We start from the raw sequence: 26,308 nt of genomic DNA, 5'->3' as shown, positions 1-26,308 counted from the left end.
TGGCTCCCCCGCCGGGGGCCCCCCCCCGACCACACCCCCCCCCCTGGAATAAGTCCCCCCCCCCCCCCCCCCCCCCCCCCTCTCCCTTCACCCCCCCCCCCGGGGCGGGCGGCGTCCCGCAAACGCGGTCGACACCGCCGCCGCCCCGATGGTGGGGTGGCCGCCATGAGCGATCTTCATATACGCGCCGCCACCCCGTCCGACCTCGACGCCGTCCTGGCGTTCTGGAAGGTCGCCGCCGAGGGGACCAGCATCAGCGACGACACCGAGGGCGTGGCCCGGCTGCTGGCGCGCGACCCCGAGTCGCTGCTGCTGGCCGAGCGGAACGGTGAGCTGGCCGGGACCGTCATCGCCGGTTTCGACGGCTGGCGCTGCCACCTCTACCGGCTGGCCGTGCACCCCGGTCACCGCAGGCGTGGCATCGGCGGCGCGCTGCTCGCCGCCGCGGAGGACCGGTTCACGGCGCTGGGCGGGCGGCGTGCGGACGCGATGGTGCTGGACGGCAACGAGCGGGCGCGGCATGCGTGGCGGGCGGCGGGGTACGCGCCCGAACCGCAGTGGAGCCGCTGGGTCAAGCATCTGGACACCTGAGGCCGGGGCCGGGATCTTCTCGACACCCCACCCACTTTGCCGGTCCTTTACCCTGGGGTTCCCACCCTCCCCGTGAAAGGTGTGTGAGCGTCCAGCCATGGGCGAACCTCCCGGTCGCCGAGCAGCCCCCCGACAGAGCGCGAACCTCCCGATCCTGTCCGACGATGGGACGGAGGTGACCCGATGACCGAGCTGCTCCTTCTGGCCGTGGCGCTCCTCCTGACGCTCGCCTGCGGAGTCTTCGTCGCGGCTGAGTTCTCGCTGACGACCGTCGAGCGCAGCGATCTGGTGCGCGCCGCCGAGCGCGGCGAACGCGGTGCGGACAGCGCCCTGAAGGCCGTCCGCGGCCTCACCTTCCAGCTCTCCGGCGCGCAGCTCGGCATCACCGTGACCGGCCTGGTCATCGGCATGCTCGCCAAGCCGGCGCTGGCGACCTTGCTGGCCGGCCCGTTCGACGCGCTGGGCCTGCCGCGTGCCGCCGCCGAATCGGTGGCCCTGGTCGTGGCCACCGCCGTCTCCACCGTCGTCCTGATGGTCGTCGGCGAGCTGGTCCCCAAAAACTGGGCGATCTCCTCCCCGCTGGCCGTCGCCAAGCGGGTCGCGACCGCGCAGCGCGGCTTCAGCGCCGCCTTCAAGCCGCTGATCGGCCACCTGAACACCACCGCGAACCACACCGTGCGCCGGATGGGCCTGGAGCCCGCCCAGGAGCTGGCCTCCGCGCGCGGCCCGCAGGAGCTGATGGCGCTGGCCCGGCACTCCGCCAAGGAGGGGGCGCTGGAGCCGGACACCGCCGAGCTGTTCGTGCGCACCCTCAACCTGGCCGACCTGAGCGCGGAGAACGTCATGACGCCACGCGTGCAGGTGATGGCGCTGGAGGTGCAGTCCACCGCCGAGGACGTCGCGAACGCGACCCGCGCGACGGGACTGTCCCGCTTCCCCGTCTACCGCGGCAGCCTGGACAGCGTCGTCGGCGTCGCCCACATCAAGGACGTCCTGCGGATCCCGGCCGAGCGCCGCCCCCGCCACCCCGTCGCCGAGCTGCTGCGCGAACCCCTGCTCGTCCCCGAGACGCTGACCGTGGACCGGCTGCTGGACCGGCTGTCCGGCAAGCGGACGATGGCCGTGGTCATCGACGAGTACGGCGGCACGGCCGGCGTGGTGACGCTGGAGGACATCGTGGAGGAGGTCGTCGGCGAGGTCCGCGACGAGCACGACCCGCTGGAGTCGCCCGACCTCGCGCCGGCCGGTACGGACACGGACGGCCGGAGCGTCTACCAGGCCGACGGCGCCGCGCGCACCGACCAGTTGGAGCGGATCGGGCTGCGCCTGCCGGAGGGGCCGTACGAAACGCTCGCCGGCCTGATAGCCACCGAACTCGGCCGCATCCCCGTGGACGGCGACCGACTGGAGGTCGTCGGCTGGTCGGTGGAAGTGCTGGACGCGACCGGCCACCGCGCGGCCCGTGTCCTGCTGCACGCGCCGCCGCCCGGCAGCTCCGAGGAGCGCGGCGCGGGAGCCGGCCGATGATCGTCATCCAGTTGTTCGTGGGTCTGCTGACGCTGGTCGTCAACGCCTTCTTCGTCGGCGCGGAGTTCGCGCTGATCTCGGTGCGCCGCAGCCAGATCGAGCCGTACGCCGACCACGGGGACCGGCGGGCGCGCAGCGTGCTGTGGGGCCTCCAGCACGTCTCCGCGCTGCTGGCGGCCGCCCAACTGGGCATCACGCTGTGCACGCTGGTGCTGGGCGCGGTCGCCGAGCCGGCCATCGCCCACCTCCTGGAGCCGCTGTTCCACGCGGTGGGGATCTCGCACACGCTGGTGCACCCCATCTCCTTCGTGATCGCGCTGTCGTTGGCGACGTATCTGCACATGCTGTTCGGCGAGATGGTGCCGAAGAACGTCGCGCTGGCGGAGCCGGTGCGCAGCGCCCTGGCGCTGGGCCCTCCGCTGGTCGCCCTGACCCGGGCGCTGCGCCCGGTGATCTTCGCGATCAACGCGCTGGCCAACGCGCTGCTGCGGCTGCTGCGGGTGCAGACCAGGGACGAGGTGGCCGCGACGTTCTCGGACGACCAGCTCGCCAAGATGGTGGAGGACTCGCGGGACGCCGGGCTGCTGGACGACCGGGCCAAGGAGCGGCTGCGCGACGCCCTGGAGCTGGGCCGCCGTCCGGTCAGGGACGTCGTGCTGCCCGCCGAGAAGGTCGTCTCGGCCCGGATCGGGATCACCGCGGAGGGCCTGGAACGGCTGGCCGCCGATTCGGGCTTCTCGCGTTTCCCGGTCCTGGACGACACCCGCCGCATTCTGGGCTACCTGCACGTCAAGGACGCGTTGGACGCGCTCCCGCGCGAGACGCCGTTCCCGGTCTCCGCGCTGCGCCCGATCGCCCGCGTCAAGGCCGCCACCCCGCTCGACGACGTCCTGACGGCGCTGCGCGGATCGCGTACGCATCTGGCCGCGGTGATCGGTGACGACGGGACGCTGGCCGGGCTGGTGACCATGGAGGACGTCCTGCGGGAGGTGGTCCTGCAACGGCCGCCGGCGGCTGAGTGAGCGACGCGGGAAACCCGCCGTCGCGGTCCGGGCGGGGGGTGCCCGAGCACGGTGCCTGACCGATCGGTTAGATTGCTGACCGATCGGTCAGACATCTGCCGGACGCGCCTCCGGCCAGGACGAGGGAGCACGAGCATGGACCGTACGACGGCTTGCGTCGTGGGCGGCGGGCCCGCCGGGATGATGCTCGGGCTGCTGCTCGCCAGAGCCGGGGTGGAGGTGACCGTCCTGGAGAAGCACGGCGACTTCCTGCGCGACTTCCGCGGCGACACCGTGCACCCCTCGACGCTGCGCCTGCTGGACGAACTGGGCCTGGGCGCGGCCTTCGCCCGGCTGCCGTTCGTCCGGCTGGAGGAGATGCGGGCGCGGATCGGGGGCACGACGGTGGTGATGGCCGACATGCGGCACCTCCCCGGGCGGCACAAATACTTCGCGATGGTCCCGCAGTGGGATTTCCTCACCCTCCTCGCCGACGCCGCCGCCGCGGAGCCGTCCTTCACCCTGCGGATGAACACCGAGGTCACCGGAGTGCGCACCGAGGGCGGGCGGACAACGGGCGTGCGCTACATCGGCGCGGACGGCACACCGGGCGAACTCGCCGCGGATCTGACGGTGGCCTGCGACGGCCGGGACTCGGTGGTCCGGCGGGCGGCCGGGCTCCGCCAGGAGCACTTCGAAGTGCCGATGGACGTCTGGCAGGTCCGGGTGGACGCGCCCTCCGACGACCTCAAGGACGGGCGGGTCTTCGCGCGGTTCGGCGGCGGCCAGGTGGCGGTCACCATGGACCGCGGCGACTACTACCAGACCTCCTATCTCCTGGCGAAGGGCCGGGACGCGGAGCTGCGCGCGCGGGACATCCAGTGGCTGCGGGACCGACTGGGCGCCCTGTTCGACTGGGACGCGGAGGTGACGGACGCGATCGGGTCGTGGGACGAGGTGAAACTGCTGGAGGTGACGTTCGGCAGGCTGCGGCGCTGGCACCGCGACGGGCTGCTGTGCATCGGGGACGCCGCGCACACCATGTCGCCGGTCGGCGGCGTCGGCGTCAACCTCGCGCTCCAGGACGCGGTCGCCGCCGCCCGCATTCTGGCTCAGCCGCTGCGCCGCGGCACGCTCGGCGTCGCCGACCTCGCCCGCGTACAGCGCCGGCGACGGCTGCCGGTCCTGGTCACTCAGAGGGTCCAGCGGGCCGAGCACACCATGATCCGGGCCGCGCTGGAGGGCACGCTCGACGGCGACCGGCTTCCGGTGCCGATGCGCCTGCTGCGGCGGGTGCCGGCCCTGCGTACGGTCACCGGCTACCTCGGCGGGATCGGCGTACGCCCCGAACGCGCCCCGGACTTCGCCCGGTCCCCCGCCTGAGAGCCGACGCCCGTCCCCGGCCCGCCGGGGTGCCGCCCGGCGGGATCCGGTCCGGGAACACGACCGCCCGGAGGGCACCTGCGCACCTCGGAAAGGGCCTGTCCCCGCGCCGGGATCAGCCGCGGCGTTCGATGGCGTTGAGGGTGAACGTCTCCAGCTCCGCGGCCGCCGCGTCCAGGTCGAGGTCCGGGTGGGCGAGCCAGTGGGCGATCACCCCGTCGATCGCGCCGCCGATCGCCAGGGCCACCACCTGGGTGTCGAACTCCCGTAGCGCGCCCGCCCGCTGGCCCTCGGCGAGCAGCGCGGCGAGGGCCTGCCCCCGTCCGTGGGTGTCGTGCGAGCCGGGGGTCTTCAGCCGGGTGCCGCCGTGGTCGTCGAGCAGCATCTCGGTGATCACCCGGACGTGCCGGCGGTGGGCTCGCTGATAGCCGATCATCGCCCGTACGTAGGCGACGACCGCGTCGCGCGGGTCCGGCTCGTGCTCCACCGCCGCGGTGACATACGCGCCGAACTCCTCCAGGACCTGCTCCAGCGCCGCGCGGGTGAGGTTGTCCTTGGAGGAGAAGTGGTAGAGCACGGCGGCCTTGGACAGGCCCGCGCGTTCGGCGATGGCCGAAAGGGAGGTGGCGGGGTAGCCGCGGGTGGAGATCAGGTCGATGGTGCACTCGATGAGCTGGCGGCGGCGGGCCCGCTCGGTGAACGTCGGCGCGTCGGGGTCACCGCCCCGGCGAGGAGTCATCGCGCGTCCACCCTTGCCTTTCCTCGCACACCGGACGACATCCGACCGTACACCGGCGGATAGGATCTCCGCGCCATGGAGATGAATGCCCATTACACCAGTTTCGTCGCGGTCGGCGACAGCTTCACCGAAGGCATGTCGGACGGACTGCCGGACGGCTCCTACCGCGGCTGGGCCGATCTGCTCGCCGCCCGGCTCGCGGCCCGGCCGCACGGCCGTGCCGACGGCCCCTCCTCCGGGTTCCGCTACGCCAATCTCGCCGTACGCGGCAAGCTCATCGGGCAGATAGCCGACGAGCAGTGCCCGCCCGCGGCGGCGATGGACGCGGACCTGGTGACGCTCGTCGGCGGACTCAACGACGTCCTGCGCCCCAAGTGCGACGTGGACCAGGTGTGCGCACGGCTCTCGCGGGCCGCACGCCTGCTGGCGGCCGGCGGCGGGCGGTTGGTGCTGATGCGCAGCCCCGGCCGGCAGGGTCCGGTCCTGGAACGCTTCCGGCCGCGCATGGAGCGGTTGTTCGCCCACCTCTACGACCTGGCGGAGCGCCATGACGCGGTGCTGGTCGACCTGTACGGGTCGCGGACGCTCTCCGACCCCCGCCTGTGGGCGGACGACCGGCTGCACCTGAACGCCGAAGGTCACCGACGGGTGGCGGAAGCCGTCTGGCAGGCGCTCGGCCTGGACCCCGAGTCGGACTGGGACGCACCACTGCCACCCGCCGCCGCACCGAGCCGGGGCGCCCGGCGGGCTTCGGACCTGCGATTCGCTCGCGAACATCTGCTGCCGTGGATAGGCCGCCGCCTCACGGGCCGCTCCTCGGGCGACGGCCGGTCGGCCAAGCGTCCGCTGCTGCTGCCGTACGAGGGCTGACGCCGTGCGGCCCGTCCGCGGGGGGTTGGAGGAAAGCACAGCCGGGACCGGGGCGTCGGCCTGCGTGAAGCGCCAGTAGACTCTGGCCATGTGACTGCTGTGTCTGCGAAGCCTCGCATCCCCAATGTCCTGGCCGGCCGCTACGCCTCCGCGGAGCTGGCTGTGCTGTGGTCCCCCGAGTACAAGGTAAAGCTGGAGCGGAAGCTGTGGCTGGCCGTGCTGCGCGCGCAGAAGGACCTGGGGGTGGAGGTTCCCGAGCAGGCGCTGGCCGATTACGAGCGGGTCCTGGAGACCGTCGACCTGGCCTCGATCGCCGAGCGCGAGAAGGTCACCCGGCATGACGTCAAGGCCCGGATCGAGGAGTTCAACGCCCTCGCCGGCCATGAGCAGGTCCACAAGGGCATGACCTCCCGCGACCTGACGGAGAACGTCGAGCAGTTGCAGGTGCGGCTGTCGCTGGAGCTGATGCGCGACCGTACGGTCGCCGTCCTGGCGCGGCTCGGTTCGCTGGCCGCCCAGCACGCCGAACTGGTCATGGCGGGCCGCTCGCACAACGTCGCCGCGCAGGCCACGACGCTCGGCAAGCGCTTCGCGACCGCGGCGGACGAGCTGCTGGTCGCCTACGGACGGCTGGAGGACCTGCTCGCCCGCTACCCGCTGCGCGGCATCAAGGGGCCGGTCGGCACCGCGCAGGACATGCTCGACCTGCTGGGCGGTGACGCCGCCAAGCTCGCCGACCTGGAGCAGCGGATCGCCGCGCACCTCGGCTTCGGCCAGGCGTTCACCTCCGTCGGCCAGGTCTACCCGCGCTCCCTGGACTACGACGTGGTGACCGCGCTGGTGCAGCTCGCCGCCGCGCCGTCCTCGATCGCCAAGACGATCCGGCTGATGGCCGGGCACGAGCTGGTGACCGAGGGCTTCAAGCCGGGCCAGGTCGGCTCCTCGGCGATGCCGCACAAGATGAACACCCGCTCCTGCGAGCGCGTCAACGGCCTGATGGTCATCCTGCGCGGCTACGCCTCGATGGCCGGCGAGCTGTCCGGCGACCAGTGGAACGAGGGCGATGTGTCCTGCTCCGTGGTGCGCCGGGTCGCCCTGCCCGATTCGTTCTTCGCGCTGGACGGTCTGCTGGAGACGTTCCTGACCGTGCTGGACGAGTTCGGCGCCTTCCCCGCCGTCGTCGCCCGCGAGCTGGACCGCTACCTGCCGTTCCTGGCCACCACCAAGGTGCTGATGGGCGCCGTACGGGCCGGGGTGGGCCGCGAGGAGGCGCACGAGGCGATCAAGGAGAACGCGGTGGCGTCGGCGCTGGCCATGCGCGAGCGGGGCGCCGAGCGCAACGAGCTGCTCGACAAGCTGGCCGCCGACCCGCGCATCCCCCTGGACAAGGCGCGGTTGGACGCCCTGATGGCGGACAAGCTGTCCTTCACGGGCGCCGCCGCCGACCAGGTGGCGTCCGTCGTCGCCCGCGTCGAGGACATCGCCAAGCAGCACCCCGAGGCCGCGGCCTACACCCCGGGCTCGATTCTCTGACGTGCCCGACCTGTCATGACGGCCTTCACCCCCGAAGAACTGTCGGCCGCTCGCGACCGCCTCGTCCCCGACGTGGCCGCGAGCGGTCTTCGGGTGCTCTTCTGCGGGATCAATCCGGGGCTGATGTCGGCCGCGACCGGGCATCACTTCGCCCGGCCCGGGAACCGCTTCTGGCCCGTGCTGTACGCCGCCGGTTTCACGCCCCGGCTGTTCAAGCCCGCCGAGCAGGAGGAGTTGCTCGCCCACGGCGTGGGCATCACCAACGTCGTGGCGCGGGCGACGGCGAAGGCCGATGAGCTGACGGCGGAGGAGTACCGCGAGGGCGGCCGGCTGCTGGCCGAGAAGGTCGCGCGGCTGCGCCCGGACTGGCTCGCCGTCGCGGGCGTCACGGCCTACCGCGTGGCCTTCGGCGACAAGCACGCCGCCATCGGGCCGCAGGAGCGGACCCTGGGCGCGACCCGCCTGTGGGCGCTGCCCAACCCCAGTGGTCTGAACGCCCATTGGACGCTCGCGACCATGGCGCAGGAGTACGGCCGGCTGCGCGCGGCGGCCTTCGGCACGTCCTGACGGGCGCGCTCCTCTCCCCCTGGTCCGTATGTCCCGACGGTCCCGGCCGCGACGCTCGCGCGTCTGATCCGTACGTCCGGACGGTTCCCGGCCACGACGACGCTCGCGCGTCCGGTCGGAGCCGCGCACCCGGTACCGCGCGCACTACGGCAACCGCCCCGCCGGCCGCCGCCCCTCCCCCGTCGCCGCGACGATCTGCCAGGGCAGTTCCGGCCCGCCCCGCCCGGCGCCGACCGCCACCCAGCGGCCGTCGGCCTGCCAGGTGTGCAGCCGGGGCACCAGGGCGCACAGCACGTCCAGCGGCGGCGCGACCGGGAGCCCCATGGCCACCCGCTCCAGCCGGTCGGTGAGGTCGATGACGGCGGGCTCGCCCCACCGTAAGGACAGGACCGCGCTCAGTCCGGCCAGGCCGGCCGCGCAGTCGTCGCGTATTTCCTGGACGTCGGCCGGGTCGGCGTCCTCCAGCGGCGGGCTCTGCCACAGGCGGGCCAGATGGAATCCCGGCCCGCTCTCTCCCGTGGGGGACCGCTCCCGCCGGGCCGGGAACGCGCGGCTCCGCAAGGCGTCGATCACGCGCAGGTGCTGAGCGGTGGTGGAGTGCGGGGCCTCGGGCGGCTGTTCTTCAGGCGTCATACCGTCAGTAAAGCGCCGGGGTACGACAATTGGCCGCCCGGCAGCGGTGCGGACGCCCCGTCCGCGCCGGCGCGCACCGTCCCGCCCCGCGCGGGGGACGGCGCCGGGCGGCCCGGCCGGCTTCCTCCGCGCCGTCCGCCGGGGCTCGCCGCACACCCGCTGACCGGCTACGATCCGCCAGACAGGGCAAGCGAGGGAGACGGACGTTGGGGCGGCTCACCGGCGGGGACCCGTCCCTGCTGCGACGGATCAACTCCGCGGTGGTACTGCACGCGCTGCGCGCGGCGGACTCCCCCACGCTCACCGACCTGGTCCGGGTGACCGGCCTGTCGCGGCCGACCGTCGAGGGCGTCGTCGAGGGACTGATCGAGACCGGGCTGGTGGTCGAGGCGGCCGCCGAGGAGGGCGAGGCGCGGCGCCAGGGGCGGCCGGCCCGCCGGTTCCGGTTCCGCACGGAGGCCGGCCATCTGCTGGGCATCGAGATCGGCCCGCACCGTATCGCGGCCCTGCTCTCCGACCTGAGCGGGCGGGTGCTGGACTCGGCGCAGCGTTCCGTGGAGGAGACCGCGCCGGCCGATGAGCGGCTGGAGCGGGTGCGCGCGACGGTGGCCGATCTGCTGCGGCGGGCGGGAGTGGCGCGCGGTTCGCTGCGCGCCGTGGGCGTGGCCGGCCCCGGAATCGTGGAGGCGGACGGCACGGTGCGGCTGGGCACCGCGCTGCCCGGCTGGACCGGCCTGCCGCTGGGCGAACGGCTGCGGCGGTCGTTCCGCTGCCCGGTGCTGGTCGAGAACGACGCGAACGCGGCCGCGGTGGCCGAGCACTGGCAGGGCGCGGCCACCGGGTCCGACGACATCGTGTTCGTGCTCGCGGGGCTGAGCCCGGGAGCCGGTTCGCTGATCGGCGGGCGGCTGCACCGGGGGTTCGGCGGCGCCGCCGGGGAGATCGGCGCGCTGCATCTGCTGGGCCGCGAGGCCACCCCGGAGAAGCTGCTGTCGACGACCGGGGAGCCGCTGCACCCCTTGGACGAGGCCCAGGTCGCCACCGTCTTCGCCCTGGCACGCGGCGGCGACGAGCGGGCCCGCGAGGCGGTGAACCGTTTCCTCAGGCGGCTGGTCCACGATGTCGCGGCCCTGGTGCTGGCGCTGGACCCGGAGCTGGTGGTGATCGGCGGCTGGGCCGCGGGCCTGGCGGACGTATTGGAGCCGCTGCGCGCGGAGTTGGCGCGCTACTGCCTGCGGCCGCCGCAGGTCGCCCTGTCGGTGCTGGGCGAGGCCGCGGTGGCCACCGGCGCGCTGCGGCTCGCCCTGGACCACGTGGAGGGCGAACTCTTCGCGGTGGAGGGCACGGTGACGGGGCGCCGCTAGGGTTCGCCGGGCACCCGGGCACCCACGGAGCGGGCCCGTGCCCGCGGGTGGCGGCACGGGCCCGGGCGGTCGTCTCAGCCCGCGAGCAGGGAGACGGCGTCGCTCTCGCCGAAGGTGAGGCGGCAGGTGTCGGCGCGGTAGGTGGAGACCGCGACGGCGGCCGTACGGCCCCCGGAGACGTAGCGGGTGGTGACGACGAGAACGGGCGCGCCGGGCAGCCGGTCGAGGTGCTTGGCGTCCGCCGCGCCGGCGGACCCGAGCTCGACGGTGCGGTCCTGGCCGTCCAGCTCCAGGGCCTGAAGCTCGTGCAGGACGACACGGGCGTGGGCCGGCGCGCTCACCGAAGCCGCTGCCGAGCAGCCCGGGACCGATGCCGAGGGGACGTACAGCAGCTCGGCGGCGACGGGCCGGCCGTTCGTCACCCGGCTGCGGCGCACGAGGTGCACGCGGTCGCCGGGGGCGGTCTCCAGCAGGCCGGCCACCGCGGCGGGCACGGTCTCGGTCTCGACGGCGTCGAGCGGCTGCCAGTCGTCGCCGGGCGCGCCGGGCCAGGTGTGGCGGACCGGGTCGACGGCCACGCCGACGCGCGGGGGTGCGACCGTGGTGCCCACCCCGCGGCGGCGCTGCAGCCTGCCCTCCAGCTCCAGTTGCTCCAGGGCCTGCCGCAGCGTGGCGCGTGCGACGCCGAAGCGGGCCGCCAGCTCACGCTCGTTGGGCAGGATCTCGCCGACCGTGAATTCCGAGTCCAGCGCTTCACTGAGCACCGTCTTGAGGTGCCAGTACTTCGGCTCCGGCACCGTTTCGAGCTGCGTGGTCCCCACCCTGTCCTCCGCACTGGCCGTTGCCCCCGGGGGCCGCGCCCGCATCGGGCACGGGCTCGCCGGGAGCCCGTATATGAGCGCTTCTTTATTAAAGGTTGTTGCAGTATCCCGACGATATGGCCGGCCCCACCCTTGGTCAAGACCAATCCCCGAACCGGGGCAGGCGACCGCCGGGCAGGGGGTGGCACCTCGGGGCCTCAGCGCGTCGGGGCGTCGGCGCCTCCGAGGAGGGCGCCTTTGAGGGTCAGCTCGCGAACGCGCGGAGCTTGTCCGGATTGCGCACGATGTAGACCGTCTGGATCCGGCCGTCCTGGACATCGAACTGGAGGACGCTGTCCGGCGTGCCGCCGTAGTGCGCCAAGAGCCCGACGCCGCCGTTGAGTTCGACGAGGCGGACTTCCATGCCGGGGATCGACGTCTTCTTGGTGACGCCCAACAGGAACCGGGCGACCTTGTCGGCGGATTCGATGATCCGCAGCGGCGCCTTGGCCTTCCCGCCGCTGTCGCCGACCAGGCGCGCGTCCGCGGCCAGCAGGCTCAGCAGGCCCTCCAGGTCCTCACCGGCCGCCGCGGCGATGAACCGCTCGGTCAGATCGCGCTGCCGCTGCGGATTGACCTCGAAGCGCGGTTTGCCCTCGGCCACGTGCCGCCGGGCCCGGCCCGCCAGTTGGCGGACCGCGGCCTCGCCGCGCTCCAGGACCTCGGCGATCTCCGCGTACGGGTAGCCGAAGGCTTCGCGGAGCACGAACACCGCGCGTTCCAGAGGGGAGAGCGACTCCATGACCACGAGCATCGCGAGCGTGACGGACTCGGTGAACACCGCCCGTTCCGCCGTGTCGGGGGCGGTGCCGACCGCGTCCGTGGCGAGCGGCTCCGGCAGCCAGGGCCCCACGTAGGACTCGCGGCGCGACTGGACCTGGCGCAGGCGGTCGATGGCCAGCCGGGTGGTGACGCGCACCAGGTAGGCGCGCGGTTCGCGGACCTCGGCCCGGTCCGCGGCCGACCAGCGCAGCCACGCTTCCTGGACCACGTCCTCGGCGTCGGCCACCCGGCCGAGCATGCGGTAGGCCACCGCCCGCAGCACCGGGCGGTGCTCTTCGAAGACTTCGGTCGCCGCGTCCATCAACACCCTGCCATCCCAGCGTTCCGGCGCGTCGTTGTCCAGCGGAACCGGCACGGCGCGGCCGGGCGGGCACGTGGTGTGCGGCACATTCCTGGGCGTGGCGCGGCCGGGGGGACTCACGGCCGCGGCCGCCCATACCGCTCGGTAGCCAATGCTGGCATCGTGTCCCGCGTGCCCCCGCACGTCCCGCACGCCCTCGCGTGTCCCGTGCGTCCCGCATGTCCTCGCAACCCCGCAAGCACCGCGATCCTTTGAGGAGTCCCCATGGCCGCCTCGGTCTCCTTCGCCCGTGTCACCCCCGCAGACCGGCCCGCGTGCACGCTCGCGTACGAGCGCAAGGGCGCGGGCGAGCCCATAGTGCTGCTGCACGGCATCGGTCACCATCTCCAGGCATGGCGGCCGGTCTGCGACATCCTGGCCGCCTCGCACGAGGTCATCGCCATCGACCTGCCCGGCTTCGGCGCCTCCCCGTCGCTGCCGGACGGCTCGTCGTACGACCTGACGACGGTGGTCGCGCTGCTCGCCGCGGCGTTCCCGGAACTGGGCCTCGACCGGCCCCATGTGGTGGGCAACTCCCTGGGCGGTCTGCTCGCCCTGGAGCTGGGCCTGGCCGGCGCCGTGCGGTCGGTCACCGCCCTGTCGCCGGCGGGCTTTTGGACGCAGGCCGAGCGGCGCTACGCCTTCGGGGTGCTGCGCGGCATGTACGCCGGCGCGCAGGCGCTGCCGCAGCCGGTGGTGGAGTCCCTGGCCCGCTCGGCCCTCGGCCGCGCCTCGCTGACCGGCACCATCTACGCCCATCCCGGCCGCCGTTCGCCCGAAGCGGTGGTGGCGGAGACCCGGGCGCTGCGCGAGGCCCCCGGCTTCGCTCCGTCGCTGGCGGCCGGTCGCCGGGTGCGGTTCACCGCCGATCTCCCGGACGTCCCGGTGACCATCGCCTGGGGCAGCCGGGACCGGTTGCTGCTGCCCCGTCAGGGCCTGCGCGCCAAGCGGACCATTCCCGGGGCCCGGCTGGTGCGGCTGCCCGGCTGCGGGCACGTGCCGATGAACGACGATCCGGCGCTGGTGGCGCGGGTCATCCTGGACACGGTGGGCTGACCGGCTCCTCTTGAGGTCGCCGTCCGCCGGCGGTTCGCCGTCCCGGGGTGCCGGCGCCGTCCTGGCGATCGGCCGGCGGCCTTGCGACGATGGGCGCGGTCCGGGGGACGTACGGCCCTGGATGGTCAGCCGTTCACCGTGCGTTCGGCCGCGGGGCACCGGGTCGCGGTACGAACGGGACGGCACCCAGGCAGGTCGAGCGATGGAGGTATCCGATGGCGCAGGGATCCGGGGCAGGCTTCGGACGGCGGTCGCTGCTGCACCGCGCGGCGGCCGGCTCGGCGGTGCTCGCCCTGCCCGCTCTGTCGTGTGCCGCGCCCGCGCAGGCCCGCAGCGGGCGGCCGAGCGCCGACTGGGGCGTCCAGGTCGGGGATGTGACGGCGTCCTCGGGACTGGTGTGGGTGCGGTCGGACCGGCCGGCCCGGATGGTGGTGCAGACCTCCGCCACCGAGTCGTTCCGCGGCGCGACGACGCGGACCTGGCGGGGGCCGGTGACCGGCCCCGGCACGGACTTCACCGGCGTCACCGCGCTGCACGGCCTGCCGCCCGGTGAGCAGATCCACTACCGGGTGCTGCTGGCCGATCCGGACGATCCGCGGCGCACCGGCGAGCCGGTCGCCGGCACCTTCCGCACCGCGCCCGCGAGCCGCCGCGCGGACGTCCGCTTCCTCTGGTCGGGTGACCTGGCCGGCCAGGGCTGGGGCATCAACCCCGACCGCGGCGGCTACCGCGTCTTCGAGGACATGCGGCGGCGCGATCCGGACTTCTTCCTGTGCAGCGGCGACAACATCTACGCGGACGGACCGATCACCGCCGAGGTGACGCTGCCCGACGGCCGGATCTGGCGGAACGTGACGACCGAGGAGAAGGCGAAGGTCGCCGAGACGCTCGGGGAGTTCCGCGGCGCGTTCCGCTACAACCTGCTGGACGACAACCTGCGCCGGTTCAACGCCCAGGTGCCCACGATCGCGCAGTGGGACGACCACGAGGTGCACAACAACTGGTATCCGGGGCAGTTGCTCGACGACGCCCGCTACACCGTCAAGGACGCGGACGTGCTCGCGGCGCGCTCGCTGCGGGCGTTCGGCGAGTACTTCCCCATCCGTACGCTGCGGGCCGACGGCGGCGGCCGGGTCTACCGGGTGCTGCGCCACGGGCCGCTGCTGGACGTGTTCGTGCTGGACATGCGCCGCTACCGCAACGCCAATTCGCCGGGCCGGCAGACCGACGACCCGCAGGGGATCCTCGGCGCCGAGCAGTTGCGCTGGCTCAAGCGGGAGCTGTCGCGGTCGCGGGCGGTGTGGAAGGTGATCGCCGCCGACATGCCGCTGGGCCTGGTCGTCCCGGACGGGAAGACGGACTTCGAGGCGGTGGCGCAGGGCGATCCGGGCGCGCCGCTGGGGCGCGAGCTCCAGCTCGCCGAGCTGTTGCGGCACATCAAGCACCAGCGGGTGACCGGGACGCTCTGGCTGACGACGGACGTGCACTACACCTCGGCGCAGCACTACGCGCCGGAGCGGGCGGCGTTCAAGGACTTCGCGCCGTTCTGGGAGTTCGTGTCCGGGCCGCTGAACGCCGGCGGATTCCAGGCGCTGAAGCTGGATGGAACCTTCGGGCCCGAGCAGACGTTCCTCAAGGCACCGAGCCGTGCCAACACCTCGCCGGCGGAGACCCCGCAGAACTTCGGCGAGATCGGCATCGACGGGGGCAGCGGGGAGCTGACGGTGCGGCTGCGTCAGGAGGGCGGGAAGGTGTTGTTCAGCAAGGTACTCCAACCGGGACAGGTGGGGCAGTAAAGGCCAATGCGTCGATTGCGTCTTTTACCCGTCGGACACAAGGTGTTGGCGATCAGGCAACACCGGTCCGCAAGGCTGTCCGCATGACTGAAGCAACCTCTGCCCACAGCTCCCGCCGCTCGCACTGGCGGCGGGACCTCGTCGAGCTGGCCGCCTTGTTCACGGCCGTGGCGGTGGCCGACGCCGTCGCCAACACCGTCGCGCACGCGCCCTCGGGTGGCACGCTGCTGTGCTTCGCCGCCATCGCCCTGCTGGCCACCTCGGGCTTCCACGTCTGGTGGTCACGCCGCCACCCGCACGCCCCGCCGCCGACCGATACCGGCGCCACGGCGTCGTCCTCCGCCCAGGCCCGCCGGCCGGGCGGGCAGGAGACGACGCTGTGGCGGATGCGGACGACGGTCCGTGACGAGCCGGGCAGCCTGGCGCGGCTGTGCACCGCCCTGGCCCGGCAGCGGGTGGACATCCTGAGCCTGCAGACCCATCCGCTGTCCGACGGGACGGTCGACGAGTTCCTGCTGCGCGCGCCGGCCGCGGTGACGCCCGCCGAGCTCACCCGGACGGTGGCCGGGGCGGGCGGCTCCGACAGTTGGCTGGAGCGGGCGGACGCCCACGATCTGGTGGACGGGCCGACCAGGATGCTGGGCCTGGCGACGCGTACGGCACTGGATTCGGCCGAACTTCCTCTGGCGCTGCGCGAGTTGCTGGGGCGCTGCACCATCCACTCGACGCCGGCGCGTTCGCTGCGCGGCCAGCCCCTCGCCGAACCGGTGCCCGCCGAGGGGGTACTGGAGGACCACGTCATGAAGTTCCGCGACCCCTCCGGGGGCTCCTTGACCATCGAACGGCCCCAGTTGCCGTTCACGCCCACCGAGTTCGCCCGGGTGCGGGCGCTGATCGCGCTGGACACCCGGCTCGGGCAGCGGGTGCCGCCGCGACGTGACGTGCTGACGCTGCCCGAGGGCAACGCCATCACCATCCGCCGCGCCGACACCACCGATCAGGCGGCCGCCCGCGAGATGCACGACCGCTGCTCCCCGGCGACCCTCTCGCTGCGCTACCACGGCCCGGTCGCCGACGCGGACCGTTATCTGGCGCATCTGCTCAGCCCCCGTTTCGGCCGCACCCTCGCGGTGGAGACCGCCTCCGGCCGGCTGGTGGCACTCGGCCATCTGCTGTGGGACGGCGACGAGACCGAGGTCGCGCTGCTGGTGGAGGACGCCTGGCAGCAGCGCGGGATCGGCACGGAGCTGCTGCGGCGGCTGGTGGCGATGGCGGCCGAGGCCGGCTGCGAGAGCGTGTACGCCATCACCCAGTCCTCCAACACCGGCATGGTGGCGGCGATGCGCGGACTGGGGCTGCCCCTCGACTACCAGATCGAGGAGGGCACGCTGGTGATCACCGCACGGCCGACGGGTGTGGCGGGCCGGGCGGACGCCCGCGAGACGGTACGGACGCAGGACGGCACCGGCCGCCGCTGAGCGTGCGCGAGGGTCGATGCCGCGCCGCTGAGGCGGACCGCCGGGGCGAGAACCGCGCCCCGGCGGTCGCCGTCCGTAGCGCGGGCGGCGCCCCGCCGCTCACCGGCGAAGGCAATGGACGGGTAAAGCGACAGGAACGTCCGGCCTATTGATGGTGACGCGGCGGGTCCATCCATATGAGGATGGCCCTCATGTCCCACACCACACCTCCCGCCGACGGCCCGCTGCCCCGCCAGGTGGCCGACGCCTACGTCGACGCCCTGGTCGAGCTGGACCCGATCACCGGCACCTTCCTGGGTGTCGCCGAAAGCTCCGACAAGCTTCCCGACTTCTCCCCGACCGGCCAGGAAGCGGTGGCCCAGCTCGCCCGTACGACGCTGGAGCAGCTCACCGCGGCCCAGGCCCGTCCCGGTGCGGAGCGCGCCGCCGAGCAGGTCTGCGCACGGCTGCTGCGCGAGCGGCTCACCGCGGAACTCGCCGTACACGAGGCGGGCGAGGGTCTGCGCGCGGTCAGCAACATCAGCTCCCCGCTGCACCACGTCCGGGAGGTCTTCCAGCTCACGCCCGCCGACACGGACGAGGACTGGGCGGCGATCGCCCGGCGGATGCGGGCGGTACCGGACGCGCTGGAGGGCTACCGCGCCGCGCTCGCCGCCGGCCTCCAGCGGGGCCTTCCGGCGGGTCCGCTTCAAGTGGCCACCGTCATCGGCCAGTTGGGCGAACTGATCGGTACGGACCGCGGCTGGTTCGCCCAGTTCACCGACCCGGGCCCGGAGGCGCTGCGTGCGGAACTGACCGCGGCCGCCCAGGTGGCGACCGGCGCGCTGGTCGAGCTGCGGGACTGGTTCCGCGACACCTACGCCCCCGCCGTCGAGGGCGCGCCGGACGTGGTGGGCCGGGAGCGCTACGCCCTCCTCGCCCGCTACTACAACGGCGCCGACCTCGACGCGGAGGAGGCGTACGCCTACGGCTGGTCGGAGTTCCACCGGCTGCTGGCCGAGATGGAGGCGGAGGCCGGGAAGATCCTGCCGGGTGCGACGACGCCGTGGGAGGCGCTGGCCTGGCTGGACGAGAACGGCGAGGCCGTCGAGGGCGTCGAGGAGACCCGGCGGTGGCTCCAGTCGCTCATGGACGAGGCCATCGAGGCGCTGGACGGCACGCACTTCGAGCTCGCCGAGCGGGTGCGGCGGGTGGAGTCGCGGATCGCTCCGCCGGGCAGCGCGGCGGCACCGTACTACACCCAGCCGTCGCTGGACTTCTCCCGGCCGGGCCGCACCTGGCTCCCGACGATGGGCCAGACCCGCTTCCCGGCGTACGACCTGGTGTCCACCTGGTACCACGAGGGCGTGCCCGGCCATCACCTCCAGTTGGCGCAGTGGGCGCACGTCGCCGGCGACCTCTCGCGCTACCAGACGACCGTGGGCATGGTCAGCGCCAACGCCGAGGGCTGGGCGCTGTACGCCGAACGTCTCATGGACGAGCTGGGGTTCCTGACGACCGCCGAACGGCGGCTGGGGTATCTGGACGCGCAGATGATGCGGGCGGTGCGCGTCATCATCGACATCGGCATGCATCTGGAGCTGGAGATCCCGGCGGACTCGCCCTTCCACCCGGGTGAGCGCTGGACGCCCCGACTCGCGCACGAGTTCTTCGCGCGCCACAGCAGCCGCCCGGCCGACTTCGTCGAGAGCGAGATCGTCCGCTACCAGGGGATGGCGGGCCAGGCGATCGGCTACAAGCTCGGCGAGCGCGTCTGGCTCCAGGGCCGGGAGGCGGCCCGCGCCCGGCACGGCGCGGACTTCGACCTCAAGGCGTGGCACATGGCGGCGCTGTCGCAGGGGTCGCTCGGCCTGGACGATCTGCTCAGCGAGCTGTCCGCGCTCTGACCCGGCGGACGCCGGACGGCGCCCGGTCACCACACTCCACGTGGCGGCCGGGCGTGCGCGTCGGCCGCCGTCGGGCGGTTCGGCTTCAGCAGCCGCAGTCGTCGGCGTCGACGGGCGCCGTCAGCGGGTCGGCGGGAAGGGTGCGCGGGCCTTCCCAGGTCGTCACCTCGTAGCCCTCGCGGATCCAGTATTCGATGCCGCCGAGCATCTCCTTGACGCGGTAGCCCAGGCGGGCGAGGGCGAGGGCGGCGCGGGTGGCGCCGTCGCAGCCGGGGCCCCAGCAGTAGACGACGACGGGGACCGCCGGGTCCAGCAGCCCGGGCGCGTCCCGCGGTATGCGGGCGGTGGGCAGGTGAACGGCGCCGGGGACGTGTCCCTGGTCCCAGGCGGCGGTGCTGCGCGAATCGACCACGGCGAAGTCGCGGGCGCCGGCCGCGAGGGCGCTGTGCACATCGGCGACATCGGTGTGGAAGGCGAGGCGCGCGGCGAAGTAGGCGGCGGCTTCGGCGGGCGCGGCCGGCGCGACGGCGAGGACGGGGCTGGTGGCGGCGGGCCGCCGCGTCTGTGTGGTCATGGCCGATAATCTACGGTTCGCGGACCGGCCCTAGAAGTCATGATCACCGGCAAAACCCTTGATCTTCCGGTGATTTCCCTGCTAGACAGCGGGGATGACCGGCTATTCCCCCGACGCCACCGACTGGCGCATCCTCGACGTCCTGCAACGCAACGGCCGCGCGGGCTACGCCGAGCTGGCGCGCGCCGTGAACATGTCCGCGAGCGCCGTCACCGAGCGGGTGCGGCGCCTGGAGGAGGCCGGGGTGATCTCGGGGTACGCGGCGGTGGTCGACCCGGAGCGGATCGGTCTGTCCGTCCTGGCGTTCGTGCGGCTGCGCTATCCGAACGGCAACTACAAGCCGTTCCACGACCTGTTGGAGCGGACGCCGGAAATACTGGAGGCGCACCACGTCACGGGCGACGACTGCTTCGTCATCAAGGTCGCCGCCCGTTCGATGAAGCATCTTGAGGAGGTGTCGGGCCGGATAGGGGCCCTCGGCGCGGTGACGACCAGCGTCGTGTACTCCTCACCGCTCCCCCGGCGGCCGGTCAGCCACTGACCGGCCGCGCCCCACCGCCGCACCGCCCGCGGCGGTGTCCGGCGTCAGCCGCGGACGCGGTGGCGCACGGTGGAGCCCGAGCGGTCCTTCACGACCTCCAACTGGGCGGGGATGCGCGCCCGGAGGTCCGCGACATGGCTGACGATGCCGACGCTGCGGTCCCGCTCGCGCAGCGAGTCCAGGACGTCCAGCACCTCGTCCAGGGTCTGTTCGTCGAGGCTGCCGAATCCCTCGTCGATGAAGAGGGTGTCCAGCCGGGTGCCGCCCGCCTCGTCGGTGACCACGTCGGCGAGGCCGAGGGCCAACGCCAGGGACGCGAAGAACGTCTCGCCGCCGGAGAGGCTGGAGGTGTCCCGCTCGTGCCCGGTCCAGGCGTCGATGACGTGCAGGCCGAGTCCCGAACGCCGGGTGCCGCCGGCGCGTTCGTCGGAGTGCACCAGGGTGTAGCGGCCGGCGGACATCCGGAGCAGGCGCGCGCTGGCGGCGGCCGCGACCTGTTCGAGGCGGGCGGCGAGTACGTACGACTCCAGGCGCATCCGCCGTTCGTTCTCCGTGGAGGTGCCCGAGGCGAGGGCGGCGAGGCGGGCGATGCGGTCGTAGGCGGCGCGCAGCGGGGCGAGTTCGCGGGCGTCGGACTCGGCGCGGGCGGAGAGCCGGTCGAGCTCCGCGCAGCGTTCTCGGGCGGCGGCCTGGGTGGCGGAGGCCGCGCGCAGCCGCTGCCCGGCCGCGTCCAGCGCGGTGCGGGCACCGTCCGGGTCCGCGGGCGGTGCGGCCGCGGCGGCGGTGGCCGCGGGGTCGGCCAGCTCCGCCGCCACGGCGGCCTCTTCGGCCTGCCAGGCGTCGAGGCGCCGCTGCAGCTCCCGCCACCGCGTGTCGTCCAGCAGCGCCCGCGCGGCGTCCTGGGGGGTGCCGAATCCGGCGCGGTGGGCGGCGTCGAGGGCGCCGGATTCGGCTTCCTTCAGCCGTACGGCGCAGGCGGCCGCCGTACGGGACGCCTCGGCGGCGTCGGCGAGCAGTTCGCCCTGCCGCTCCAGGCGCCGGGCCCGGTCGGCGACGCTCGCGCAGTCGCCCCGCGCCTGGTCCAACTCCTCTTCCAGGGCGGTCTGTTCGCGTTCGAGTGCCTCGCGGTGCGAGGTGCGGGCGGCGGCCCGGCGCTCGGCCTGCTGCTGCTCGGCCCGGCGGCGTTCGTATTCGCGCTCGGCGCGCTGGAGGGCCTCGCGGGCGGCGTGCAGGTCCGCGCCGGCGGCATGGTCGCGGGCGTGGTCGGCCCGCAACCGCTCGACGTGCGCGGCGAGTTCGCCGGCCGGGGCGTCCCCGGCCGTGGCGGCCGCGGCGGCCAGCGCTTCTCTGGTCGTCCGGCAGCGTCCCTCCGCCTCCTGCCGGGCGTCCTCGGCCCGGCGGTAGGCGGCCAGCGCGGCCTCCTCGGCGGCGCGGTCGACGTGGCCGGCACCCGCCCGCGCCGGGTGGGGGTGCTCGGTGGCGCCGCACACCGCGCAGGCCCGGCCGTCGCGCAGGTTCTCGGCGAGTTCGGCGGCGATACCGCGCAGCCGCCGGTCCTTGAGGTCGAGCCACCGCTCGTGGGCCGCCGCGGCCGCCTCCCGGGCGGTGAGCGACGCCCGCTCGGCCGCGCCGACTTCTTCCGCCAGGCGGTCCCGTCGGCGGGCGGCGTCCAGGCGTTCGGCGGCCGGGGCGATCAGCGAGCCGAGGTGTTCGGCGCGGGTCGCGGCTTCCTGGGCACGTTCGATCCGCCGCTGGTGGGCCCGGCGGGCGGCCTCCCACCCGGCCAGCCACTCGGCGGCGTCCAGCAGCGTCTCGTCGTCGGCGCGCGCCTCACGGTCGAGCCCGGCACGTTCCTCGGCGAGTTCGGCGGCCCGCCGCTCCGCCCGGCGGGCCGCGCCGAGCGAGCCGAGGTCCGCGCGCGCCTGCCGCTCCAGGGCGGCGAGCCGGTCACCTCCGGCGTCGGTGAGGTCCGGCGGCAGCAGTGCCCGGGCGCGCCGCTCGGTGCGCTGCGCGGCGTCCAGTTCGCGCGCGGCGGCGTCGCGCAGCGCCAGGGCGGGGGCGACGTCCGCGGCCGCCCGGGCCCGGTCCAGCCGCTCGCGGGTCTCGTCACGCTCACCGGCGTACGCGGCGAGTCGCGCGGCGCGGTCGCGGGCCTCGGCGTGGCGCCGCTGGAGCCGGTGGCGTTCGCGGGTCTCCTCCAAAAGCCGGGCGGCGCGGTGTTCGGCGGCCTCGGCGGTGGCCTGGGCGGCCCGCGCGATGTCCAGGCGTTCGCGTGCGCTCACCCGGGCCACGGCGGCTCTGGTCAGCACGGCGTCGGCGAATCCGGGCTCGCCGGGGCCGGGGGCGGGCGGGCCGGCGTCGGCCGCCGCGCCGCTCCTGCCGCCGTCCACGGGGCCGCCCTGTCCCGGTACGGTCGTCGCCCGTGCCCGCGCGGCGGCGCCCCGCCCGCGTGCCGGGGTGGTCTGGGCCGCGGGCGCGGCCCGTTCCGGTGCGGGCAGGGACGCGTCGGCGAGGTCGGCGCAGTCGCCGGCCGCCTGCGCCATCCGGTGGGCCAGCGCGAGGAGCCGTTCGTCGCCCGCGGCGACCCGGTCCGCCGCCGTCTTGCGGCGCGCGTTGAGCTGGTCTTCCAGGGCGGCGAACCTGCGGGTGTCGAAGAGCCGTCCCAGCAGCCGGGACCGGGCTTCGGCGTCGGCGCGCAGAAAGCGCGCGAAGTCGCCCTGCGGCAACAGGACCACCTGGCAGAACTGCTCCTTGCTCATGCCGAGAAGCTGCCCGATCTCCTCGCCGATCTCCTGGTGCGAGCGGCTGAGCGCCTTCCAGTGGCCGCCGCCTCCCGCCGCGTCGTCGGCACCGGCGGGCACGTACTCCCGCAGCCGGCTCTGCGCCTTCTCGCGGGTGAAGCCGCTGCCGCGCTTCTTGGGGCGCGGCTGTTCGGGCAGCCGAGTGATCTCCAACCGCCGTCCGGCCACGGTCAGTTCGAGGACGACCTCGGTGAGGGTCAGCGGGTCCGCGAGGTCGCTGCGCAGTGCCTGGCCGCCCTGCCGCGCGCCCGGCACCGACCCGTAGAGCGCGAAGCACACGGCGTCCAGGACGGAGGTCTTGCCGGCGCCGGTCGGCCCGTGCAGCAGGAAGAGGCCGTCGCCGGTGAGGCGGTCGAAGTCGATGGTCTGGGTGCGGGCGAACGGCCCGAACGCCGTGAGGGCCAGTTGGTGCAGCCTCATCGGGCCACCTCGCGCTCGGTGTCGTCGACGCGGACGTCATCGATCGCGGACCGCAGTTCGGCCCGCTCGTCGTCGTCGGCGCCCCGGCCGGCCCGGACGTGTTCCACGAAGTCCTCGGCGATCTCCTGGTCGCTGCGGCCGCGCAGCCGCTGGGCGTAGGAGGCGAGGGAGCGGGCGGGTCCCTCGTCGGGGTCGAAGACGAGGCTGAGGAGGTGGGGGAAGCGCCGGGTGAGGCGGGCCATGGGCTCGTGCGGGCGGGCGGTGTCGGTGAGCGTCGCCTCCACCCAGGCGTCTTCGTGGCCGGCCAGCTCCGGATCGTCGAGCAGGTCCGCCAGCCGTCCCCGGATACGGGCCAGCGGTCGCGGTACCGGGCAGGGCACCCGCTCGGCGCGCAGCCCGCCCGCCGCGTCGAGGTCGACGATCCAGGAGGACTTGTGGTGGGCGGCCTCGGAGAAGGAGTAGGCGAGCGGCGAGCCGGAGTAGCGGACCCGTTCGGTGAGGGTCTGGCAGCCGTGCAGGTGGCCGAGGGCCGCGTAGTCGACGCCGTCGAACACCGACGCGGGGACGGAGGCGACCCCGCCGACGGTGATGTCCCGTTCGCTGTCGCTGGCGGCTCCACCGGTGACGAAGGCGTGGGCGAGCACCACCGAGCGGGTGCCTTCGGGCCGGCCGGCCAGGTCGGCGCGGACCCGGTCCATGGCGGCGCCGAGGACCGCGGCGTGGTCGGCGCGCGGGGCGCCGAGCTCGTCGCGGACCATCGCCGGTTCGAGGTAGGGCAGCCCGTAGAACGCCACCGGTCCGTGCGCGTCGGTGAGGAGGACGGGGGTGCCGCAGGCCGCCGGGTCGGTCCGCAGGTGGATGCCGGCCCGGCGCATCAGTCCGGCGCCGACGCCCAGGCGGCGGGCGGAGTCGTGGTTGCCGGAGATCATGACGGTGGGTACGCCGAGGGCGGCGAGGCGGTGCAGGGCGTCGTCGAAGAGTTCGACGGCGGCGAGCGGCGGCACGGCGCGGTCGTAGACGTCTCCGGCCACGACCACGGCCTCGATCTCGCGGGTGCGGACGGTCTCGACGAGGTGGTCGAGGAAGGCGCGCTGGGCGGTGAGCAGGCTCACGCGGTGGAAGGACCGGCCCAGGTGCCAGTCGGAGGTGTGCAGGATTCTCACGCCCGGGCCCCCACCTGCACCGCTACCTCTCGTCCGCTCCGCGACCGCGCCGCTCCGTCCGGGCCGGCTCTCCGCAGGGCACACTCTAGCCTCGGTCGGCGCGCCGACCGGACGCGCCCGGCGGCCTCAGTCGCGCGCCGCCGGTCGGCCGGGCCTGGAGGGGCCATACGGTCATCGGCGCGCCCGGCCCGCAGTGCTCGTACTGCTTCTCGCCCGCGCAGACGCGGAGCGAGCCGGTGGTGCTGAGGCGGTAGCCGCGCAGCCGGAAGTCGATCCGGGCCGTTCCCGGGCCGCACTGGGTGACGTGCTCGCGCGGTATCGGGCCGGCGAGGTCGTAGGTCCAGGCGAACCACACCGAGGCGCAGCCGCCGCCGGTGTTCGTCAGCCGCCCGTCGACGACCAGGTCGGAGCGGGCCCCGTCACGCTTCTCCTTCCAGCGGGTGCCCGAGGCGGTGGCGGTGCCGTGCGCCGCCGTCCAGGCGACGACTTCGTCCGGGGCCGGGGCCGGGGCCCGCTTCGGTGGCGGGACGCGGGTGTCGGCGTCGGCGGCGGAGGAGGTCAGGGCGAGCAGCGGCAGGACGGCGGCCAGAGTCGCGGCTCGGGAGGCACGCGGGCGTAACGGCATCGTGGTGTTCCTTTTCCTCGGGTGCGCCGGGTCTGCGGTGGTCTCGGGCACCTTGGGATGGAAGCACCGCGAACCGGACGGGCCGTATGACGTGGGTCACGGGCCGGGTCGGCGCCAGAGCCGTCATTCGGGGCATCAGGAACATTCCGACCGCCGCGCCGGCGGAAGTGACGGAGGTCACGCAACTGGCGGCGCCGGGCGCGCAGTTGAGAGGTCCGGTCGCGGACGGCCGGTGCCCGCCGCGCCGCTCACCCCGGCGAGCCGACGGCCCTGTCCGGTCCCTCCTCGACCTCCGGATCCGCCCCGTCCGGATCCACCCCGTCGGGGTACGCCTCACTGATCCGCTTCGGCCCGAACGGCCACTCCTTCTCGTGACGCGCCCACAGCAGAAACGCCACGATGCCCGCCGCGAGCCAGGCCAGTGACCAGCCGATGGGGTGCCGGCCGGGGGCGTTCCGATCCGCGTAGCCGTAGATCACCAGCCAGCCGGCGAGCGCCACGACGCCCGGCAGCGGATAGAGCCACATCCGGTACGGCCGGCGCAGGTCCGGACGGCGGCGGCGCAGCACGGTCACCGCCGCGATCTGGGCCAGCGCCTGGACGAGCACCATGACGGTGGTCAGCAACTGGATGATCGTGGCCAGGTCGGTGTGCCGGCCGACGAGGAAGCCGGCGGCCATGAGGAGGCCCATCGTCAGCAGCCCCAGGACGGGGAAGCGGTGGCGGGGGTGGAGTCGGCCGTAGGGGCGGAAGAAGACCCGGTCGCGGGCCGCGTCGCAGGGGATGCGGGAGCCGCCGAGCAGCCCGGCGAGGACGGAGGCGGCGGCGGTGATGAGGATGAGGACCGTGACAGCGGCGGCCGGCCCCCGGCCCCAGGCCGTCTCCAGCACGGCCGACGCGACGGAGGAGGACGCCGTGCTGTCCGGGTCGAGCATGTCCCGCCAGTCGACGACGCCGAGCGTGCCGATCTGGAGGAGCAGGTAGATCGTCATGATGCCGAGGACGGAGTAGACGATGGCGCGGGGCAGGGTGCGTCCGGGCCGCTTGATCTCGGCGCCCAGGTAGGCGGCGGTGTTGTAGCCGAGGTAGTCGTAGATGCCGATGGTCAGGCCGGCCGCGAAGCCGGGCCAGAAGCCGGGCGCCGTCAGGTCGAAGGCGTGCGCGGGATAGGTGAAGGCGCGTTCCGGGCTGAAGTGCGTGAACGCGGCGGTGACGACCAGGACGACCGAGGCGATCATCACCGTCCACAGCACGACGGTGAGCCTGGCGACGCTCTCCACCCGCCGCCACAGCAGCGCGACGACGCCGGCGGTGAGGAGGAGACCGGTCACGTCGCCCTGGCCCGCGGTCATGTCCGGCCACAGATAGCCCAGGTACTGCACGAAGCCGATGACGCCGGTGGACATCGCGAGGGGGACGAACAGCATCGCCGTCCAGACGAACAGGAACGGCATCAGCTTTCCGGTGCGGTACTGGAACGCCTGGCGCAGATAGACGTAACTGCCGCCCGCGCCCGGCAGGGAGGCGCCCAGTTCGGCCCAGACCAGGCCGTCGGCGAGCGCCAGGGCCGCGCCGGCGAGGAAGCCGATGACGGCCTGCGGCCCGCCGAACGCGGCGACCATCAGCGGGATGGTCACGAACGGCCCGATGCCGCACATCTGGCTCATGTTGAGGGCGGTGGCCTGGAACAGTCCGATCCGGCGGGCGAATCCCGGGCGCTCGGCGGGGAGGTCAGGCATCGGTCGGCCCTTTCTCGTGGCGGCGCGCACGCCGGTCC

Annotated in this window: 22 protein-coding genes; 13 read left to right on the top strand and 9 right to left on the bottom strand. The window is 74.1% G+C overall.

Going from position 1 to position 26,308, the window contains the following annotated elements:
* Positions 1–165: 165 nt before the first annotated feature.
* The 4 genes from ACZ45Z_RS03450 to ACZ45Z_RS03435 all read left to right on the top strand — a co-directional run bounded on the left by ACZ45Z_RS03450 (position 166) and on the right by ACZ45Z_RS03435 (position 4,502).
* Complete coding sequence (locus ACZ45Z_RS03450; protein WP_468355293.1) at positions 166–591, top strand: GNAT family N-acetyltransferase; 426 nt, start codon at positions 166–168, stop codon at positions 589–591.
* 183 nt (positions 592–774) lie between these two features.
* Positions 775–2,118, top strand: coding sequence for a hemolysin family protein (locus tag ACZ45Z_RS03445; protein WP_468355290.1), 1,344 nt, complete (start codon positions 775–777; stop codon positions 2,116–2,118).
* Positions 2,115–3,140 (top strand): hemolysin family protein, encoded by a 1,026-nt coding sequence (locus tag ACZ45Z_RS03440; protein WP_468355287.1) that lies wholly within the window; start codon positions 2,115–2,117, stop codon positions 3,138–3,140. The genes ACZ45Z_RS03445 and ACZ45Z_RS03440 overlap by 4 nt, the downstream gene beginning before the upstream one ends.
* A 135-nt stretch (positions 3,141–3,275) precedes the next feature.
* On the top strand, positions 3,276–4,502 hold the full coding sequence (locus ACZ45Z_RS03435) for an FAD-dependent oxidoreductase (protein ID WP_468355284.1): 1,227 nt from the start codon (positions 3,276–3,278) through the stop codon (positions 4,500–4,502).
* Between the two features lie 115 nt (positions 4,503–4,617).
* Here the strand turns inward: ACZ45Z_RS03435 and ACZ45Z_RS03430 are convergent, their stop codons facing one another.
* On the bottom strand, positions 4,618–5,241 hold the full coding sequence (locus ACZ45Z_RS03430) for a TetR/AcrR family transcriptional regulator (RefSeq protein ID WP_468355281.1): 624 nt from the start codon (positions 5,239–5,241) through the stop codon (positions 4,618–4,620).
* 75 nt (positions 5,242–5,316) lie between these two features.
* Here ACZ45Z_RS03430 and ACZ45Z_RS03425 point away from each other — a divergent pair, with 75 nt between their 5' ends.
* From ACZ45Z_RS03425 to mug, 3 genes are all read left to right on the top strand, one after another.
* Positions 5,317–6,111, top strand: a complete 795-nt coding sequence (locus ACZ45Z_RS03425; protein WP_468355278.1) for an SGNH/GDSL hydrolase family protein — start codon at positions 5,317–5,319, stop codon at positions 6,109–6,111.
* Between the two features lie 99 nt (positions 6,112–6,210).
* Complete coding sequence (purB, locus tag ACZ45Z_RS03420) at positions 6,211–7,644, top strand: adenylosuccinate lyase (protein WP_468355573.1); 1,434 nt, start codon at positions 6,211–6,213, stop codon at positions 7,642–7,644.
* Between the two features lie 15 nt (positions 7,645–7,659).
* The gene (gene mug / locus ACZ45Z_RS03415) at positions 7,660–8,211 is read left to right on the top strand and encodes a G/U mismatch-specific DNA glycosylase (RefSeq protein WP_468355275.1); all 552 of its coding nucleotides are present in this window, start codon (positions 7,660–7,662) and stop codon (positions 8,209–8,211) included.
* Between the two features lie 144 nt (positions 8,212–8,355).
* Here the strand turns inward: mug and ACZ45Z_RS03410 are convergent, their stop codons facing one another.
* Positions 8,356–8,844, bottom strand: coding sequence for a hypothetical protein (locus ACZ45Z_RS03410; RefSeq protein WP_468355272.1), 489 nt, complete (start codon positions 8,842–8,844; stop codon positions 8,356–8,358).
* Between the two features lie 206 nt (positions 8,845–9,050).
* Here ACZ45Z_RS03410 and ACZ45Z_RS03405 point away from each other — a divergent pair, with 206 nt between their 5' ends.
* Positions 9,051–10,208 carry an ROK family transcriptional regulator gene (locus tag ACZ45Z_RS03405; RefSeq protein ID WP_468355269.1) on the top strand — a complete coding sequence of 386 codons (1,158 nt, stop codon included), beginning with the start codon at positions 9,051–9,053 and terminating at the stop codon, positions 10,206–10,208.
* A 74-nt stretch (positions 10,209–10,282) separates the two neighbouring features.
* Here ACZ45Z_RS03405 and ACZ45Z_RS03400 read toward each other — a convergent pair whose 3' ends face one another.
* Both ACZ45Z_RS03400 and ACZ45Z_RS03395 read right to left on the bottom strand, forming a co-directional pair.
* Positions 10,283–11,029, bottom strand: coding sequence for a GntR family transcriptional regulator (locus ACZ45Z_RS03400; RefSeq protein ID WP_468355266.1), 747 nt, complete (start codon positions 11,027–11,029; stop codon positions 10,283–10,285).
* Between the two features lie 244 nt (positions 11,030–11,273).
* Positions 11,274–12,152: an RNA polymerase sigma-70 factor gene (locus tag ACZ45Z_RS03395; RefSeq protein ID WP_468355570.1), complete on the bottom strand. Its 879-nt coding sequence runs from the start codon at positions 12,150–12,152 to the stop codon at positions 11,274–11,276.
* 264 nt (positions 12,153–12,416) lie between these two features.
* On the opposite strand from ACZ45Z_RS03395, the gene ACZ45Z_RS03390 reads away from it, so the two are divergent.
* The 4 genes from ACZ45Z_RS03390 to ACZ45Z_RS03375 all read left to right on the top strand — a co-directional run bounded on the left by ACZ45Z_RS03390 (position 12,417) and on the right by ACZ45Z_RS03375 (position 18,407).
* A complete protein-coding gene (locus ACZ45Z_RS03390; protein ID WP_468355264.1) occupies positions 12,417–13,247 on the top strand; it encodes an alpha/beta fold hydrolase in 831 nt (276 codons plus the stop codon).
* 215 nt (positions 13,248–13,462) lie between these two features.
* Positions 13,463–15,043, top strand: coding sequence for an alkaline phosphatase D family protein (locus ACZ45Z_RS03385; protein ID WP_468355261.1), 1,581 nt, complete (start codon positions 13,463–13,465; stop codon positions 15,041–15,043).
* A gap of 83 nt (positions 15,044–15,126) precedes the next feature.
* The gene (locus ACZ45Z_RS03380; RefSeq protein WP_468355258.1) at positions 15,127–16,521 is read left to right on the top strand and encodes a GNAT family N-acetyltransferase; all 1,395 of its coding nucleotides are present in this window, start codon (positions 15,127–15,129) and stop codon (positions 16,519–16,521) included.
* 191 nt (positions 16,522–16,712) lie between these two features.
* The gene (locus tag ACZ45Z_RS03375; protein WP_468355255.1) at positions 16,713–18,407 is read left to right on the top strand and encodes a DUF885 domain-containing protein; all 1,695 of its coding nucleotides are present in this window, start codon (positions 16,713–16,715) and stop codon (positions 18,405–18,407) included.
* 85 nt (positions 18,408–18,492) lie between these two features.
* On the opposite strand, the gene ACZ45Z_RS03370 is transcribed toward ACZ45Z_RS03375, so the two are convergent.
* Complete coding sequence (locus tag ACZ45Z_RS03370) at positions 18,493–18,981, bottom strand: rhodanese-like domain-containing protein (protein ID WP_468355251.1); 489 nt, start codon at positions 18,979–18,981, stop codon at positions 18,493–18,495.
* A gap of 94 nt (positions 18,982–19,075) precedes the next feature.
* Here ACZ45Z_RS03370 and ACZ45Z_RS03365 point away from each other — a divergent pair, with 94 nt between their 5' ends.
* On the top strand, positions 19,076–19,522 hold the full coding sequence (locus ACZ45Z_RS03365; RefSeq protein WP_468355248.1) for an Lrp/AsnC family transcriptional regulator: 447 nt from the start codon (positions 19,076–19,078) through the stop codon (positions 19,520–19,522).
* Positions 19,523–19,566: 44 nt separating this feature from the next.
* Here the strand turns inward: ACZ45Z_RS03365 and ACZ45Z_RS03360 are convergent, their stop codons facing one another.
* The 4 genes from ACZ45Z_RS03360 to ACZ45Z_RS03345 all read right to left on the bottom strand — a co-directional run bounded on the left by ACZ45Z_RS03360 (position 19,567) and on the right by ACZ45Z_RS03345 (position 26,270).
* Positions 19,567–22,743 (bottom strand): AAA family ATPase, encoded by a 3,177-nt coding sequence (locus ACZ45Z_RS03360; protein ID WP_468355245.1) that lies wholly within the window; start codon positions 22,741–22,743, stop codon positions 19,567–19,569.
* The gene (locus ACZ45Z_RS03355; protein WP_468355242.1) at positions 22,740–23,906 is read right to left on the bottom strand and encodes an exonuclease SbcCD subunit D; all 1,167 of its coding nucleotides are present in this window, start codon (positions 23,904–23,906) and stop codon (positions 22,740–22,742) included. The genes ACZ45Z_RS03360 and ACZ45Z_RS03355 overlap by 4 nt, the downstream gene beginning before the upstream one ends.
* 85 nt (positions 23,907–23,991) lie before the next feature.
* Complete coding sequence (locus ACZ45Z_RS03350; protein ID WP_468355239.1) at positions 23,992–24,531, bottom strand: hypothetical protein; 540 nt, start codon at positions 24,529–24,531, stop codon at positions 23,992–23,994.
* Positions 24,532–24,779: 248 nt separating this feature from the next.
* Complete coding sequence (locus tag ACZ45Z_RS03345) at positions 24,780–26,270, bottom strand: APC family permease (RefSeq protein ID WP_468355236.1); 1,491 nt, start codon at positions 26,268–26,270, stop codon at positions 24,780–24,782.
* Between the last annotated feature and the right edge of the window lie 38 nt (positions 26,271–26,308).

The sequence above is a fragment of the Streptomyces sp. NPDC031210 genome (genome assembly GCF_055570395.1).
Note: the sequence above shows the minus strand (reverse complement) of the source record. Positions and strands in the feature narration are given on the sequence as shown.